We start from the raw sequence: 15,650 nt of genomic DNA on the forward strand, positions 1-15,650 counted from the left end.
TACGGCGGACGATTCACCGTTTCCCGGACATGAGCCATGACGGCCCCTCCTCCCCGGGGAACGGCGCCCGAAACCCGCCTCCGGAACGTCTCCGGCGGAGCCGTCCCGCGGGTCAGGCGGCCGGCTTGCGGCCCCGGTGGAGCGCGACGATGCCGAGCGAGAGGTTGCGCCAGGCGACCTTCTCCCAGCCCGCCCGCTGGATGATCCGCGCGAACGCCGCCTGGTCCGGCCAGGCCCTGATCGACTCGGCGAGGTACGCGTAGGACTCGGGGTTGGAGCTGACCGCCCTGGCCGCGATCGGCAGCATCCTCATGAGGTACTGCGTGTAGACCAGGTCGAAGGACCTGGCCGTCGGCCGGGAGAACTCGCAGACCACCAGGCGGGCGCCGGGCCGGGCCACCCGGAGCATCTCGCGCAGCGCCTGCCCGGTGTCGGCGACGTTGCGGATCGCGAAGGAGATCGTCACCGCGTCGAAGCTGTCGTCGGCGAACGGCAGGTTGAGCGCGTCCCCGGCCACGAACGTCACGCCGCGCACCCCGCCGCCGGAGACGCCGGAGCCGCCGCGCCGCGCGACGCCGGTGCGCAGCATGCCGAGGGAGAAGTCGGAGGCGATGGCCCGCGCCCCGAGCGAGGTGAAGGCGTCGGTCGAGGTGCCGGTGCCGGCGCCCAGGTCGAGCACGAGCTCGCCGGGTCCCGCGTCGACCGCCGCCGCGGTGGCCCTGCGCCACAACCGGTCCTGCCCGAGGGAGAGGACGTCGTTCATCAGGTCGTAGCGCCGGGCCGTGCGATCGAACATCGAGGCGACCTCGTGCGGTTGCTTGTCCAGCGAAGCGCGCGTCATGGGAGCAAGCCTAGGGCCGTTCGCACAATCCACGGAAAGTGGCGACATGATTACCGAGAGTCTGTTAGAACTTGACGAATGCTTGCCAGAACCGCCAGAACCGCCAGAACCGCCTCCGCGCTGACGGCCGCCGTGGCCCTGGCCACCGCGGGGGTCGACGGGGGCGTCACCGGGAGGGCCGCCGCAGCGAGCGCCGCCGGGACGAGCACCGCCGCAGCGAGCGCCGCCGGGACGAGCACCGCCGCAGCGAGCGCCGCCGGGACGAGCACCGCCGCAGCGAGCACCGCCGGGACGAGCGCCGCCGCCGGAGCCGTGGAGCACCCCGGGGTCGTCTCCGCCGATCCGGTGGACACCACTCCGCACGTGCTCGACGGGATCGTCAACGCCATCGCCCTGGTGGGCGGCACGGTGGTGGTCGGGGGCTCGTTCAGCGAGGTGCGCGACGCGGGGAGCGCCCGGGTCCTGGAGCGCGCCAACCTCTTCGCCTACGACCTGGCCAGCGGGCGGATCCTGCCGGACTTCGCCCCCGACCCCGACGGCCCGGTCAGCGCCCTGGCCGCCGGGACCTCCGGCACCGTCTACGCCGGAGGCGCGTTCTCCGAGGCCGGCGGCGTCCCGGCCGCCCGGCTGGCCCGGCTCCGGCTCTCCGACGGCGCCCCGGTGGCGTCCTTCCGCGCCCACGCCTCCGGCGGCGCGGTCACCAGCCTCGTACGGCACGGCTCCCGGCTCTACGTCGGCGGCGACTTCACCCGCGTCGGCGGCGTCCGCCGTACGGCCCTGGCCCGGCTGCACGCCGCCACCGGGGCCGTCGACCCCGCCTTCACGATCACACCGGGCGCTCCCCGGGGGCCGAGGGTCAAGGTGTACGCCATGGCCCTGGCCGGGGACCGGCTCGCGGTCGACGGCAGCTTCGGCACCCTCGACGGGCTCTCCCGGCCCCAGCTCGGCCTCATCGACGTCGGGGCCTCCCCCGCGAAGGTCGCCTCCTGGCGGACGGACGTCTACGCCGTCGCGTGCAAGCCGACCTTCCCCAGCTACGTCAGAGGCCTGGACTTCGCCCCCGACGGCAGTTACTTCGTCGTCGTCACGAGCGGGGGTCCGGGCGGGCCCGGCAAGCCGTGCGACAGCACCGCCCGCTTCGAGACCCGCGCGCGCGGCGAGACGGACCCGACCTGGATGAACCACACCGGAGGCGACACGCTCTACTCGGTGGCGGTGACCGGGGCCGCGGTCTACGTGGGCGGCCACCAGCGCTGGCTCGACAACCCCCACGGCCGCGACTCGGCGGGCCCGGGAGCCGTCGCCCGGCCGGGGATCGGGGCGATCCATCCGGTCACGGGCAAGGCGCTGCGCTGGAATCCGACCCGGACCCGCGGAATCGGCGTCAAGGCGTTTCTCGCCCACCGGGGAGGGCTACTCGTCGGTAGTGACACAACCCGACTCGGCCGCGAGTACCATGCCCGGATCGGCATGTTCCCGTTGCCGTGACATTCCCCGTTTTCAGCGATTTTTGGTGATTCGCGCGCTGAGCGCGTCCCGCTGCCCCGACAGCAGGACGTAGCTGGCCACGCCGCTGACGAGGAATGACGCGACCAGCAGCAGGAAAGGGTCGCGAAGCCCGAGCAGGTAGAGCACGCCGGCCGTCACGGCCAGCACTCCGATCCGGGACGCGGTGTAGACGAAAGCGGGATGCACGGCATCGAGGCTACGTCACGCCCGTCGCGCCGGTGCGAGCGGGCACGGGCGACGCGGCAAAGGTCTTCCCGGCCCTGCCGTGGGCACGAAGCGAACGCTCTTCGCATCCGACGCGAGCACTGCTAGTGTTCCCAACAGATCAGTTACGTAAAGAAACACCCACGAGAGCCTCAAAGAGGCTCTATCATATAACAATCGGGCAGTCAGTCGATAACAACCCGTGATCTTTGTACGAAACCACGGATAAATCAGGCTTCGCTCGGCACACTGGTTACCTGTCCGCCCGCTGGCAGGAAGCGGGATGCGAGGGGGAGAGATTGTGGAGAGTAGCAGCGAGCGTCTGCTGACGCCCGGAGAGGTTGCCGCCCTCTTTCGGGTCGACCCAAAGACGGTGACGCGCTGGGCCGCGGCAGGCCGCATCAGCAGCATCCGTACCCCCGGAGGGCACCGGCGGTTCCGCGAGTCGGAAGTGCACGCCCTTCTGCGCGGTGAGGACGTCCTGACGGCCGAACGGCCGGCGGGTGAGTCCCCCCGCGTCTGACGCCGTACGACGTCGCACCATCGGTGATCCTGCGCGCCTTACCCGGAAGCCGCAGGGTCACCGTGGAGTCACTCCGCGGTCACCGGACCGTTCCCCGGCGGGCGTCAGCCGTCCTGCTCGGCCTTGAAGGCCAGGAACTCCTTCTCCAGATCGTCGTTCTCCGCGAGCCACCGCTTCCGCCGCTCCGCCGCCTCCTCCTCCGTGAGCGACTCGGGCAGCCAGCGGTCGTACTCCGGATCCCCCGGTGAGATCTCCACGTACGCGTTGCCGATCAGACGCCCGTCATCGCTGGACAGGCTCTGCGGCACGCGTAGGGTCCCGTCAGCGAGCCGGATGACGTACATCCCAGACCACCTAGATTCCGTAGCGCCGGTTGAAGAACAACATGACATCGAGCGCCATCCGCGTGTCCCCGCCCAGCATGTCCACGAGGGCGGGACGCTGCCGGGAGGCGATGGCGGCGAAGGCGTCCGCGAAGAACTCCCGGCGGCCCAGGGTCCCGGGCTGCAGGTGGAACCTCGAGGCCAGGGCCGGGACGCACCGCTCGTAGAGGGCGGCGAACTCGGGGGAGTCCGACACCCAGTCTCCATGGGGCGCGTCCACGTCGTCCAGGGCGTGCCCGATCTCGTGCATCATCACGTCGGGGGTGGGCGAGGGCCTGTCCCCCACCACCACTTTGCGGTCGCCGTACGCACCGGCGCAGATGTCCCACGTCGCCCGGCCCGACGGCAGCGGCGCGCCCCGCAGGTAGCCCATGTCGTCCAGGTCGGGGACGCCGCCCGCCCCGACGTAGATGCCCTCCAGTCCTTCGGCCAGCTTCGCCTTGAGCCTGTCGGGCAGCCGCGCGAGGCTCTCCACCGCGCCCACGACCTCCGGGGGCGGCGGCCCTTCCCGGACGTCCCACTGCCGGTGCAGCACCCGCTCCAGGGCCCCGCAGTGCCGCAGACCGTCTCCCCGGCCGGGGGCGTCGGGGGTGTTGGGCTGGGCCCGGGGCCGCTCGTCCTCCAGCTCGAAGTCCCGCCAGGTGTACTGCGGGCGGTCGGCGGGGGCCGGTTTCGCGATCCGCGCCTCCGGCGCGCGGGGAACCTCCCGGGGCGCCTCGCGGACGACGGCCTCGCCACTCCGGCGGGACGTCTCACGCTGCCACCACCGCCGCCGATGACGGCCCCTGTCCGCGTTCACCCTGCCCGCCCGCTCGAATGCGCCACCACGCGCTCCTGTCGGAAAACGGCAACAGGTACCACCGTACGGTGTGGATCTTCCCCCGTCATCCCGAAACGGCACCCCGTCCCGCTCCGGTCGCGGGTCGCTACCGCTCCGGCTTCGGCCCCGGGCTCGCCCCGCTCTGTCTCCGGGTCGGCCCCACCTGCCCGCGGGATGGCTTACAGTTCGGGCATGTCCGTGCTTCTCGGTCTGGCGCTGCTCGCCTTCTGGCTCTACTGCCTGTTCGACGTCATCACTACGCCGGACGAGGAGGTCAGGAACCTCCCCAAGATCCTCTGGGTGCTCATCGTGGTGCTGCTGGCCCTGGTCGGCGGCCTGTTCTGGCTGCTGCTCGGCCGCCCCCTCGGTCCCCGCCCCCCGCGGATCCTCCTGCCCCCCGAGAACGCGCCGCGCGAGCCGCGCCCCCAGGCCCCCCGCGGCCCGGACGACGACCCCGACTTCCTGCGCGACCTCGACCGGCGCCTGCGCGACGAGGACTGAACCCGCGGCGGACCCGGCCGCGGCGGCCGGCGGCCGTACGGCGGGCCCCGCCGGTCAGGGGACCTCGGCGTAGGAGTGCAGGCCTCCGATGAAGATGTTCACCCCGATGAGGTTGAAGAGCAGGCAGGCGAAGGCGACCAGCTGCACGATCATCGCCGCCCTGCCCTTCCAGCCGGCGGTCGCCCGGGCGTGCAGGTAGCCGGCGTAGACGATCCAGGTGATGAACGCCCAGATCTCCTTGGGGTCCCAGCCCCAGTAGCGGCCCCAGGCCTTGTCCGCCCAGAGCGCGCCGGCGACGACGGCGAAGGTCCAGATCGGGAAGCCGATCACGATGGCCCGGTGCGCGACCCGCTCCAGTTCCCGCCGGGACGGCAGGTGGTCGGCGGCCTCGTGCCGGATCATGAAGATGACGCCGCAGGCCCCGGCCACGATGAACAGGCCGCTGGCGATGATCGCGGCCGAGACGTGGATGGCGATCCAGTAGGAGTTCAGCGCGACCATCGCGGGAGCGGCGTCCACGTGCAGGGAGTGCACGGCGAAGCCCAGACCGAGGGCCGAGGCCGCCGTGACGAAGGCGCCCAGGAAGCGGACCGGGTAGCGCAGTTGCATCAGCAGGAACGCGCCCATCGCCGCCAGGCACATGGCGACCACGAACTCGTACATGTTGCCCCAGGGCCACCGGCCGGCGGCCAGGCCCCGGGTGAGCAGGGCGCCGGCGTTGAGGACGAGGCCGAGCCAGCTCAGCACGACCGCGGCCGGCCCGGCCCGCAGCACCCAGCCGGACGGCGCCCGCTCCGCGCCGTTCCCGCCGGCTTCCCCGTCGCCCCCGGCGGAACCGCGTGCCCCGGCGTCGGCCTCCCCCGCGCTCGCGACGCCTGCGGAAACGGCCTCCCCGGCCTCCCCGGCCTTCCCCGCGTCCGCGGCCTCTGCGGTCTCTACGGCCTCTGCGGCCTCTGAGGGACCGCCGACCGCGACGAGCGGGGGCTCCGCTCCGGCCGGAGCCTCCGCCGGGGTCCGGGCGAAGGCGAGATCCAGCGCATAACCGATCATCGCGACGGCGTAGCACACCACCGCCGCCAGGACGAGCTGGTCGCTCAGCGCGGCGAGACCGGGGTGGACCTCAGCGGGCATCCTTCACTCCAGAGGTAGAGCCGTGATTCAACGCGGCGACGATCCCGGCGAACTCCTCGCCGAAGTCACCGCCTTCGGTGCGGGTGAGGCCGCCCGCCTCGGCGGGCCCGTCCCCGGTCCCGATCCGCACCCACACCCGCCGGCGGCGGACGGTCAGGGAGAACACCAGGGCCGCGGTGGCCAGGGCCGCCGACAGCAGCGCGGGCAGCCGCCCGGGGTCGTGGGTGATCTGGAGGGCGACCCACTCCTTGACGCCGGTGAACTCGATCGTTCCGGCCCCGCCCGGCAGTTCGAGCCTCTCGCCCTTCGCCAGCGGGTCGGCCTTCATGACCAGCGGCTTCATCTTCTTCAGGATCTCCGGCGGGATCTCGTAGACCGACTGCGGGCGGCCGCTCCCCATGCCGAGGTCGCCGGCGAAGGCGCCGTACACCTGCGCGGTCGGGTTCGCCGCGCCGGGGAAGACCGACACCCACTCGCCGCCCTCGGCCGGGACCGTGGTGGGCAGGAAGGCCACCATGACGCCGAGCTGCTCGGGCAGGGCGTCGGGCACCTTGATGACGCACTCGGAGGTGAACGTCGCCGGCTGCACGACCAGGCACGGCACCGCTCCCTCGAAGGCGACCTGCCCCCGGCCATCGGTGATCCTGAAGGTGGGCGCGTAGCCGTGGTCGATCAGGTAGGTCAGGGTGCCGTTCACGTCCAGCGGCTCGTTGACCTTCAGCTCGTGGTCCCGCTCCGGCGCCCCCGGCGCGTCGCTCACCGAGAGCCTCGCCGCGTAGTCCAGCGCCTGGCCCCGCTTGGCGCCCTGGGCGATATAGGTGGCCTGGAAGTCCTCCAGCGTGAACGAGAACGGCTCCAGCGACTCGGCGTTCACCTGCTGGCCGGGCATGTAGCGGTCGTAGGCGGCGACGGTGTTGGCGAACCCGTCACCCTCCACGACCAGCACGTTGCCGCGGTAGCCGTACAGCGCGCCGGCCCCGACCGCGAGCAGCAGGCCGAGCAGCGCGACGTGGAACAGCAGGTTGCCGGTCTCCTTCAGGTAGCCCTTCTCCGCCGCGACCCAGTCGGGCCCGGTGGCCACCCGGAACCGGAGCCCGCGCAGCCGCCGCGCCGCCTCCTGCACGGTCAGGTCGCCATCGAGTACGGCGTGCTGGGGCAGCCGGGCCAGGTTGCGCGGCGCCGCGGGCGGCTTGCGGCGCAGCTCGCGCAGGTGGGCCGCGGTGCGCGGGAGCACGCAGCCGATCAGCGAGACGAACAGCAGCAGGTAGATCGCCGCGAACCACGGGGCCTTGAACACGTCGAACAGCCAGAGCCGGTCCAGCCACTCGGCCAGCGCGGGGCTGTCGTCGTAGTACTGCGCGACCTTGGCGTCCGCGACGCCGCGCTGCGGCCAGATCGACCCCGGGATCGAGGCCAGCGCGAACAGGAACAGCAGGATCAGCGCGGTCCGCATCGAGGTGAGGGTGCGCCAGAACCAGCGCGCCCAGCCCGCCGCGCCCAGCCCCGCGGGGCGGGACGCGGTCTCCTCGTCGGGCCTGCCGTCGGTAAGGGTCATCAGATCACCGGCTGGAATCCGCCGATCCACGTCTGCATCGCCGCGACGAGCTCCCCCCAGAGCCCGGTGACGAGCAGCAGGCCGACGGTGACCAGCATGGCCCCGCCGATCCGTGTGATCAGCTGTGAGTGGCGGCGGACCGCCTTGAACGTGTGCAGCGCCCTGCGGTAGGCCAGTCCGGCCGCCACGAACGGCAGGCCGAGGCCGAGCGCGTAGCCGAAGGCGAGGAGCGCGCCGCGCCCCGCGCTGCCCTCGGTCACCCCGAGGGTGAGCACGACCCCGAGCGTGGGGCCGATGCAGGGGGTCCAGCCGAGGCCGAACACCACGCCGAGCAGCGGCGCGCCGGCCAGCCCGGCGGCCGGGAGCCGGTGGACGCGGACCTCGCGCTGCAGTCCCGGGACCAGCCCCATGAAGGCGAGCCCGAGCACGACCGTCAGCGCGCCGAGCACCCGGGTGACGGCCTCGGCGTTGCCGAACAGCGCCGCGCCCAGGCCGCCGAGGAGCGCGCCCTGGGCCGTGAACACGACGGCGAAGCCGAGCACGAACAGCACGATGCCCAGCGTCATCCGGCCCCGCCGGGGATCGGCGCTCATCCCGGTCACGTACGACAGGTAGCCGGGGACCAGCGGCAGCACGCACGGCGACAGGAAGGAGACCAGCCCCGCGGCGACCGCGATCGGCAGGGCCAGCGCGAGGGAGCCGCTCGCCACCGTGCTCGCCAGGTCGGCGTTCATCGGGGGCGCCCCGGGTCACTTCTCATCGGCGATCCCGGTGACGGCGGCGAGGAGGTCGCTGTACGTGACCGCGCCCAGGGCGCGGGCGGCGATCCGGCCCTGCCGGTCGATGATCAGCGTCGAGGGGATGGCCGCCGGGGGGACCGTGCCCTGGAAGGCGAGCGCGACCCTGCCGGGCTGGTCGAAGATGCTCGGGTAGCCGGGCTGCTCGGTGCGTTCGAAGGCGAGCGCCCTGGCCTTGTCGTCCTTGAAGTCGACGCCGAGGAACTCCACGCCGTCGGCCTTGGTCGTGGCCGCGATGTCCTTGAGCACCGGGGCCTCGGCGCGGCAGGGCGCGCACCAGGAGGCCCAGAAGTTGAGCACCACGACCTTGCCGCGGTGCGCGGCGAGCGAGGCGGGTCCGCCGTCCAGGGTCGCCCCCTCGACCGCGGGGGCCGTCTTGCGGTCGGCCGCCTCGAAGACGGTGACCTTTCCGTCCCCGGCGATGAACCGGGTGTCGCCCGCCTGCGGCTGGGACGCCTGGCTTCCGGCGCATCCGGCCGCCGCGACGGCGAGCAGCAGGGCGGCGGCGAGCGGTCTGGCGCGCATCGAAGGACGGTCTCCCTGTACTACTACAAGCGGTAGAGCAGTCACTCTACCGGCGGGGTCAGGCGCCCGGCACAGTGGGGCGTCTGACCAGCGCGGCCGCCGGCTCGGCGTATCCCACGCCGACCAGCCGGTCGCCCTCGAAGCAGAGGCTGGTGACACTGGCGAGCCCGCACTGCCTGCGACGCGGGTCGTGCGGGAGCGGTCTGCGCTCGGCCGCGAGCCGGATCACCCAGATGGGGAGCTGGTGGCTGACCAGCACCGCCTCGTGGCCGCGCGCCGCCCTGCGGGCGGCCAGGACCGCTCCCCGCATCCGGCCGACCACCGCGCTGTAGCGCTCTCCCCAGGAGGGGCGGAGCGGGTTCCACAGGTGGCGGTAGTAGCGGGGGTTGCGGAAGACCCCGTCCCCGTTGCCGACGGAGACGCCCTCGAAGGCGTTCGCCGCCTCGATCAGCCGCTCGTCGAGGCCGACGTCCAGGCCGAAGGTCTCGGCGAGCGGGGCGGCGGTCTCCTGGGCCCGCTCCATCGGCGAGGAGAACAGGGCGACGACGTCGCGCCCGGCCAGCGACTTGGCCGCCGTCTCGGCCATCAGCCTGCCGTTCTCCGACAGGTGGTAGCCCGGCAGCCGGCCGTACAGGATGTTGGCGGGGTTGTGCACCTCGCCGTGGCGCAGGAGGTGGATAACGGTGGTCTCAGCCATGGTGCCGCCAGCCTACCCACCGGTAAGGACGGATGGGACGGACGGGTCCGGGCGTGCGGTCCCGTGCCGGGTGCGCGGGTCGCATCCCCGTGTTCCCGGCGGGCGCGTGCTTCACACCACCGCGCCCAGGCCTTCGGAGGCGGACCGGAGCGCTTCGACGGCGGCGCGGATGGCCGGGCGGCGGGCCGCGTCGCTCCGCCAGACCGCGTAGATGCGGCGGATGGGACGCGGCCGGATCGGAACGGCCCGCACCCCGGGGGGCAGCAGGTCGCGGCCGAGCCGGGGGACGATCGCGCAGCCCTGCCCGACGGCGGTGAGCGCCAGCTGGGTCGGGTACTCGTCGGCCATGCAGGTGATCTCCGGCTCCAGCTCGGCCGCGCGGAGCGTGTAGACCAGCCAGTCGTGGCAGACCGTCCCGGGCGAGCCGCTGATCCACCGCTCCCCCGACAGCTCGGACAGCTCGATCTCGGCGCGCCCGGCCAGCGGGTGGCCGGCGGGCAGGACCACGTCGGCGATGTCGTCGAAGAGCGCGGCCCGCGACAGCCCGTCGGGTACGGCCAGCGGCCGGTTCGTCCAGTCCTGGATCACCGCCAGGTCGAGCTCTCCCCGGGAGACCTCGCGGAGCATCCGCTCGGGCTCACGCTCGTACAGCCGGAGGGAGAGATCGGGGTGGCGCTCGCGCAGGCGGGCCAGCGCCTGCGGGAGCAGCCCCCGGGCCGCCGTGGGGAAGGCGCCGATGCCCAGCCGCCCCACGACCTCGCCGCGCAGCGCCTCGAAGTCGGCTTCGGCGGTCTCCACCAGGGCGAGGATGCGCTCGGCGTGGTCGGCCAGGAGCCCGGCCGCGTCGGTGAGCCGCACCCCGCGCCCGCTCCGCTCCAGCAGGGTCGCGCCGGTCTCCCGCTCCAGCTTGGCGAGCTGCTGGGAGACCGCCGACGGGGTCACCATGAGCGCCTCGGCCGCCGCGCCCACCGATCCGTACACGGCCACGGCGTGCAGCGCCTTCAGCCGGTTGAGGTCCAACATGTAAGCGACCCTAAACCATCGCCCGCCGCATGTCCCGCTCCTGCTGAACGCCTCGGTGAGCGGAACACCTCGTGTCGGGGAATCCGCCGCGAGTCCTCAGGATGACCGGATCCCGGCCGAAGGGGCGGATGCGCCCGCCGCCGGAGTCGGCACGGTCCGGGCGCCTCGCCGACGGACCTGGAGAACCCCCATGTCAGCCACCGCCCGGGTCATGGGCATGCTCACCGCGGTCACGCTGGTCACCGGTGTCGCCGGCCCTCCCTCCGCCTCCACCTCCGCCTCCGCCTCCGCGGACACCGGATCGGTCGCCGTATCGGCCACCACCGTGCCCGCCGTGCCCGCCGTATCCGCCGTATCCGCCGTATCCGCCGCGACCGTCCCGCCCGGTGATGCCGTCCCCGGCCCCGAGGAGTGGAAGCCGGACGAGCCCGTCGGCCTGACCGGCCCGGTCTCGGAGGTCCTCGCCGACGCGCCCGCGCGCGGGCCGGTCCACGTCGTCACCCTCACCGCCGACGCCGCCGGGCGGCCGGAGATCGGCGTCACCGTCGCCGAGGACCGGACGGAGGCCGCCGACGCGGTGCGGGACGCCCGCGCCGTCCCCGGCGTGCTCGCCGTCGTCGTCGACGCGAAGTCCGCCGCCGCGGAGGCCGCCCCCGGGGACGCTCTCGGGGACGCCCCCGGAGACGCCCCCCGCCCGGTCGCCGCCGGGGACCCGGTGGCCGTCGGGGCCGCCGATCCGGTCTCCGGCGCGGCGGCCCAGGTCAACGACACCCACCGCAAACTGCAATGGGCGCTGAACCGGCTGTTCGGGGAGACCGCGTGGACAGCGGCGACCGGCACCGGCCAGATCGTCGCCGTCGTCGACAGCGGCGTGGACGCGTCCCACCCGGACCTGGCCGGGGTGGTCCTGTCCGGCACCGACCTGGTCACGGACAGCGGCGACGGGCGCTCCGACCCGGACGGGCACGGCACCCACGTCGCCGGCATCATCGCCGCGAAGGCGGGCAACGGCCGCGGGGTCGCCGGTCTCGCGCACGGCGCGAAGATCCTGCCGGTCCGCGTGCTGGGCACCGACGGATACGGCTCGAACTCCGACATCGCCAACGGCATCGTCTACGCCGCCGACCACGGCGCCACCGTCATCAACCTGTCCCTGGGCGGCCCGACGCACGACCCGATGATCCAGGCCGCGGTCGACTACGCCCTCGCCAAGGACATCGCCGTGGTCGCCGCCGCCGGCAACGCCGCCGAGAGCTGCGCGAAGGTGCGCTATCCGGATCCGGGCTGGAACTGCGGCAACCCGGTGAGCTATCCGGCCGCCCTTCCCGGCGTCATCGGGGTCGCGGCCACCGACAGCACCGACGTGCGCGCGGCGTTCTCCCAGTACGGTTCCTACGTCGACGTGGCCGCCCCCGGCGTCTCCATCGCCTCCACCTACCCCGGCGGGGCGTACGTGTACATGAACGGCACCTCGATGGCCTCGCCGTACGCCGCCGCCGCCGTGGCGCTGATCCGGGCGAAGTTCCCCGCGATGTCGGGCCCCCAGGCATCCGCCCGGCTCACCGGCACCGCCTACGACCTCGGCTCGGCCGGCCGGGACTCCCTCTACGGCGCCGGCCTGGTCCAGCCGTACGCCGCGCTCGTCGGCAGCGTGCCGCCTCCGGCGGTGAGCACCGCCACCGGGCTGAGCGTCTCCACCACCTTGACCGCCGGGCAGTCGGCCGTGGCCACCGCGACCGTGCGGACGTCCTACGGCACCAAGGTCACCGGCACCGCCCGGCTGTGCACCCGCAGGGTCACCGTCGGCACCTACACGTGCGCGACCGTGGCCGTCCGCGACGGCGCCGCCGCCAAGACGATCCGGGTCGACGCCGGCACCTACGTCTACGCGCGGTTCACCGGCACGGCGGCCGCGAAGGCGAGCACCAGCCGGACCGTGCGGATCAACGCCCGGCCGAAGGTGACGGTGGCGGGCGGGAGCCGGAAGCTGACCTTCCGGGTCTACCAGCCGCGCAAGCAGCGGGTCTCGGTGCAGCGCTACTCGCGCGGCGCGTGGCGGGCGGTGAAGGTGGTGGTCGCCTCCTCCACCGCCTCCTCCACCGTCGGCGGGCTCTCCTCCGGCACGTACCGGGTCGTGGTGCCCGCCGCCACCGACCTGCTCTCGGCGACCTCGGCGAGTGTCGCCGTACGGTGACCCTCCGGCACGCCCCTTCCCGCAGAATGAGCGGAGAGGGAGTATGAAGAAGGCGACGGAAGCGGTCCGAATGAGCACACACGGTGACGGAGACGATGTTACGGTGACCGACGTGACCAGCGCGCTCGACTACTGGCCGGCTCCGCCTCCGTGGGGATGGACCGCCGACGACCTCGATCGTCTGCCGCCGGAGGGACCGAACGGCGAGCCCGACTTCTTCAAGCACGTCGAACTGATCGATGGAGCCCTCGTCTTCATGTCCCCCCAGAAGCGCTTCCACCAGCGCATGATCCGCAGTCTCACCGAAGCCCTCGGCGACCAGGCTCCCGCGCAGCTGACGGCGGTGGATCAGATGGACGTCAAACTCGGTTACCGGATGCGGCCGTGTCCCGACGTCCTCGTCGTCGACGCGGCGGCCGCCGAGGACGACGAGCGGACGTACTACACCCCCGACGAGGTCCACCTGGTGGTCGAGGTCGTCTCGCCCGAATCGGAGGAGCGCGACCGCAAGACCAAGCCGGCCCGCTACGCCGAGGCCGGGATCCCCCACCTGTGGCGGGTCGAGAACAGCGACGGCAAGCCCGTCGTCTACACCTACGAACTCGACCCGGCCACCCGCACCTACGGCCTCACCGGCATCCACCACGGCCGGCTGACCGTGCCGGTCCCCTTCCCCGTCGACGTCGACCTGGACGAACCGCCTCGCTGAACCCGTGGAGGCGGAGGCCGTAGAGCCGCGCCCACCGCGGTGGGACGGCTCCCCTCCGAGCTCCGTCAGGACGCCTGGGCGGCGGCCTTCGCGGCGGCGGGCAGCGCCTCGGCGATGCGGGTGAGCGCCTCGTCGTCGTGGGCGGCCGACAGGAACCACGCCTCGTAGGCCGACGGCGGCAGGTAGACCCCCTGGTCGAGCATGGCGTGGAAGAAGGCCCGGTAGGCGGCGGTGTCCTGCCGCTGCGCCCCGGCGAAGTCGGTGACCCGCTCGCCGGTGAAGAAGATCGAGAACAGGCTGCCCGCCCGCTGGAGGCGGTGCGGCACCCCGGCGGCGGCCAGCGCGTCGGCGGCGGCGCGGCCGACGACCAGCGCGGCGGCGTCGACCCGGTCGTAGACGTCGTCGTCGCAGGCGCGCAGGGTGGCCAGGCCCGCGGCGCAGGCCAGCGGGTTGCCGGACAGCGTGCCGGCCTGGTAGACCGGCCCCTCCGGGGCGAGGTGGGCCATCACGTCGGCGCGTCCGCCGAACGCGGCCGCGGGCAGGCCGCCGCCCATGACCTTGCCGAAGGTCATCAGGTCGGCGTCCACCGGGTCGAGGCCGTACCACCCGGCCCCCGAGACCCGGAAGCCGGTGAGCACCTCGTCGACGATGAGCAGCGCGCCGTGCGCGGTGCACAGCTCGCGGAGCCGGGCGTTGAACCCGTCCAGCGGCGGGACGACGCCCATGTTCGCCGGGCAGGCCTCGGTGATCACGCAGGCGATCTCGTCGCCGAACGCGGCGAACGCCTCGGCCACCGCCTCGGCGGAGTTGTACGGCAGGACCACGGTGTCGGCGGCCGAGGCGCCGGTCACGCCGGGGGTGTCGGGCAGCCCGAAGGTGACCAGCCCGGATCCGGCCGAGGCGAGCAGGGCGTCCACGTGGCCGTGGTAGCAGCCGGCGAACTTCACGATCTTCGAGCGGCCGGTGAAGCCGCGCGCCAGCCGTACTGCCGACATGGTGGCCTCGGTGCCCGAGCTGACCAGCCGGACCTTCTCCACGGGCGCGATCCGGGCGGTGATCTCCTCGGCGAGCTCGACCTCGCCGGGCGTCGCCGTGCCGAACGAGGTGCCGGCCGCGAGGGCCTCCTGCAGGGCCTCGACCACGGCCGGGTGGCGGTGCCCGAGGATCATCGGCCCCCAGGAGCAGACCAGGTCGACGTAGCGGTTGCCGTCGACGTCGGTGATGTACGGCCCCTGGCCGGAGGCCATGAAGCGGGGCGTGCCGCCGACGGCGCCGAAGGCGCGGACCGGGGAGTTGACGCCTCCCGGGACGATCTCGCGGGCGCGGGCGAACAGGTCCTCGGAGTTCTCAGTACGGCTCACCGTCCCAGCCTAAGGGCCCGCGGAGCCGGGTTCCGAGCCGAGCCGACCGGGTGCCCGCCTCCGGCGGCGCGGTCGGGACGCGGGCGGGGCACGAGCGGCGGGCGGGGCGCGGTGCGGGCGGGAGCGCGGTCGGGACACGGGCGGGGCATGAGCGGCGGGCGGGCGGGGACGCCGCTCGTCCCCGTCGGGAGCGGCTACTCGCAGGCGTCGGCGAGCCGGTCCAGGATGCGGAGCGGGTCGGGCAGCGGGCCGCCGTCCGGAGCGCGCAGCCAGGAGGCGCAGCCGCCGGAGGGCAGGGTGGAGGGCGGGGCGACGACGTAGCTGTCCCGGCAGTGCCAGCGCAGGCCGGGCATCTCCTCGATGGTCGAGGGCCCGTAGTCGAGCGGACAGGACCACCATTCGTCCTCGTCCTCGGAGAGGTTGCGGGTGGCCACGTAGAACAGCACCCGGTCGCCGTTCTCGGCGACCGGGCCCGGTACGGATCCCGCGGCGTCCATCGCGGCGAGGGTCGCCAGGCCCGCCTCGCGCGGCACGTCGAAGACGTCGAAGACGCGCCCCGTGGGCAGGATGATGTTGGCCTCGGGGTCGGTGCTCCACCAGCGGGACAGCAGGGCGGGGTCGGTGGTCGCCTGCATCTGCCAGGCGCGCGAGAGGGGGTGGCTGCCGGGGTCGGGACAGCCGATGCGGTCGCAGGAGCAGGCACGCGCCCCGCCCTGGAGGGGGCGGGCGCCCGTACAGCTCGCCCAGCCCAGTGCGGCGTACTCCAGCACGGATGCGACCATCTGCTGCTTCGGATGGCTCCGCCGCTTGCCGCGCCGCGCCAGTGATACCCCCACCATGGTGTCCTCCGTTGTCCGCGAGCCCCGCGCCATACCCG

General features: G+C 73.5%; 17 protein-coding genes. 5 read left to right on the top strand and 12 right to left on the bottom strand.

The window, feature by feature from the left end:
- Positions 1–112: 112 nt before the first annotated feature.
- Entirely contained in the window at positions 113–841 is a 729-nt protein-coding gene (locus HS045_RS06885) for a demethylmenaquinone methyltransferase (RefSeq protein ID WP_196450288.1), read from the bottom strand.
- A gap of 78 nt (positions 842–919) precedes the next feature.
- Between HS045_RS06885 and HS045_RS06890 the strand changes: the two genes are divergently transcribed.
- Positions 920–2,329 carry a delta-60 repeat domain-containing protein gene (locus tag HS045_RS06890; protein WP_196450289.1) on the top strand — a complete coding sequence of 470 codons (1,410 nt, stop codon included), beginning with the start codon at positions 920–922 and terminating at the stop codon, positions 2,327–2,329.
- A gap of 12 nt (positions 2,330–2,341) precedes the next feature.
- Here the strand turns inward: HS045_RS06890 and HS045_RS06895 are convergent, their stop codons facing one another.
- Positions 2,342–2,536 carry a DUF4229 domain-containing protein gene (locus tag HS045_RS06895; RefSeq protein WP_196450290.1) on the bottom strand — a complete coding sequence of 65 codons (195 nt, stop codon included), beginning with the start codon at positions 2,534–2,536 and terminating at the stop codon, positions 2,342–2,344.
- Between the two features lie 301 nt (positions 2,537–2,837).
- On the opposite strand from HS045_RS06895, the gene HS045_RS06900 reads away from it, so the two are divergent.
- Positions 2,838–3,077, top strand: coding sequence for a BldC family transcriptional regulator (locus HS045_RS06900; protein ID WP_012887349.1), 240 nt, complete (start codon positions 2,838–2,840; stop codon positions 3,075–3,077).
- Between the two features lie 104 nt (positions 3,078–3,181).
- Here HS045_RS06900 and HS045_RS06905 read toward each other — a convergent pair whose 3' ends face one another.
- Both HS045_RS06905 and HS045_RS06910 read right to left on the bottom strand, forming a co-directional pair.
- Entirely contained in the window at positions 3,182–3,421 is a 240-nt protein-coding gene (locus tag HS045_RS06905) for a hypothetical protein (protein WP_196450291.1), read from the bottom strand.
- A 10-nt stretch (positions 3,422–3,431) separates the two neighbouring features.
- Positions 3,432–4,259 carry a hypothetical protein gene (locus tag HS045_RS06910; protein WP_196450292.1) on the bottom strand — a complete coding sequence of 276 codons (828 nt, stop codon included), beginning with the start codon at positions 4,257–4,259 and terminating at the stop codon, positions 3,432–3,434.
- Between the two features lie 213 nt (positions 4,260–4,472).
- Between HS045_RS06910 and HS045_RS06915 the strand changes: the two genes are divergently transcribed.
- Complete coding sequence (locus HS045_RS06915) at positions 4,473–4,781, top strand: PLDc N-terminal domain-containing protein (RefSeq protein ID WP_230883463.1); 309 nt, start codon at positions 4,473–4,475, stop codon at positions 4,779–4,781.
- A 54-nt stretch (positions 4,782–4,835) separates the two neighbouring features.
- On the opposite strand, the gene ccsB is transcribed toward HS045_RS06915, so the two are convergent.
- The 6 genes from ccsB to HS045_RS06945 all read right to left on the bottom strand — a co-directional run bounded on the left by ccsB (position 4,836) and on the right by HS045_RS06945 (position 10,509).
- Positions 4,836–5,912 carry a c-type cytochrome biogenesis protein CcsB gene (gene ccsB / locus HS045_RS06920; RefSeq protein WP_196450294.1) on the bottom strand — a complete coding sequence of 359 codons (1,077 nt, stop codon included), beginning with the start codon at positions 5,910–5,912 and terminating at the stop codon, positions 4,836–4,838.
- Complete coding sequence (locus tag HS045_RS06925) at positions 5,902–7,467, bottom strand: cytochrome c biogenesis protein ResB (RefSeq protein ID WP_196450295.1); 1,566 nt, start codon at positions 7,465–7,467, stop codon at positions 5,902–5,904. The genes ccsB and HS045_RS06925 overlap by 11 nt, the downstream gene beginning before the upstream one ends.
- Complete coding sequence (locus HS045_RS06930) at positions 7,467–8,201, bottom strand: cytochrome c biogenesis CcdA family protein (protein WP_196450296.1); 735 nt, start codon at positions 8,199–8,201, stop codon at positions 7,467–7,469. Before HS045_RS06930 ends, HS045_RS06925 begins: the two co-directional genes overlap by 1 nt.
- Before the next feature lie 15 nt (positions 8,202–8,216).
- Positions 8,217–8,789 (bottom strand): TlpA disulfide reductase family protein, encoded by a 573-nt coding sequence (locus HS045_RS06935; RefSeq protein ID WP_196450297.1) that lies wholly within the window; start codon positions 8,787–8,789, stop codon positions 8,217–8,219.
- A 58-nt stretch (positions 8,790–8,847) separates the two neighbouring features.
- Entirely contained in the window at positions 8,848–9,486 is a 639-nt protein-coding gene (locus HS045_RS06940; protein ID WP_196450298.1) for a histidine phosphatase family protein, read from the bottom strand.
- 111 nt (positions 9,487–9,597) lie between these two features.
- A complete protein-coding gene (locus HS045_RS06945; protein WP_196450299.1) occupies positions 9,598–10,509 on the bottom strand; it encodes a LysR family transcriptional regulator in 912 nt (303 codons plus the stop codon).
- 190 nt (positions 10,510–10,699) lie between these two features.
- Between HS045_RS06945 and HS045_RS06950 the strand changes: the two genes are divergently transcribed.
- Together HS045_RS06950 and HS045_RS06955 are read left to right on the top strand one after the other, a co-directional pair.
- On the top strand, positions 10,700–12,703 hold the full coding sequence (locus HS045_RS06950; RefSeq protein ID WP_196450300.1) for a S8 family serine peptidase: 2,004 nt from the start codon (positions 10,700–10,702) through the stop codon (positions 12,701–12,703).
- A gap of 103 nt (positions 12,704–12,806) precedes the next feature.
- A complete protein-coding gene (locus tag HS045_RS06955; RefSeq protein WP_307827401.1) occupies positions 12,807–13,412 on the top strand; it encodes a Uma2 family endonuclease in 606 nt (201 codons plus the stop codon).
- Between the two features lie 65 nt (positions 13,413–13,477).
- Here the strand turns inward: HS045_RS06955 and hemL are convergent, their stop codons facing one another.
- A complete protein-coding gene (gene hemL, locus HS045_RS06960) occupies positions 13,478–14,773 on the bottom strand; it encodes a glutamate-1-semialdehyde 2,1-aminomutase (RefSeq protein WP_196450302.1) in 1,296 nt (431 codons plus the stop codon).
- A gap of 194 nt (positions 14,774–14,967) precedes the next feature.
- Positions 14,968–15,612, bottom strand: coding sequence for a bifunctional DNA primase/polymerase (locus HS045_RS06965; protein WP_196450303.1), 645 nt, complete (start codon positions 15,610–15,612; stop codon positions 14,968–14,970).
- Positions 15,613–15,650 lie beyond the last annotated feature (38 nt).

Source organism: Planomonospora sp. ID82291 (genome assembly GCF_015711645.1).
Lineage (GTDB): Bacteria > Actinomycetota > Actinomycetes > Streptosporangiales > Streptosporangiaceae > Planomonospora.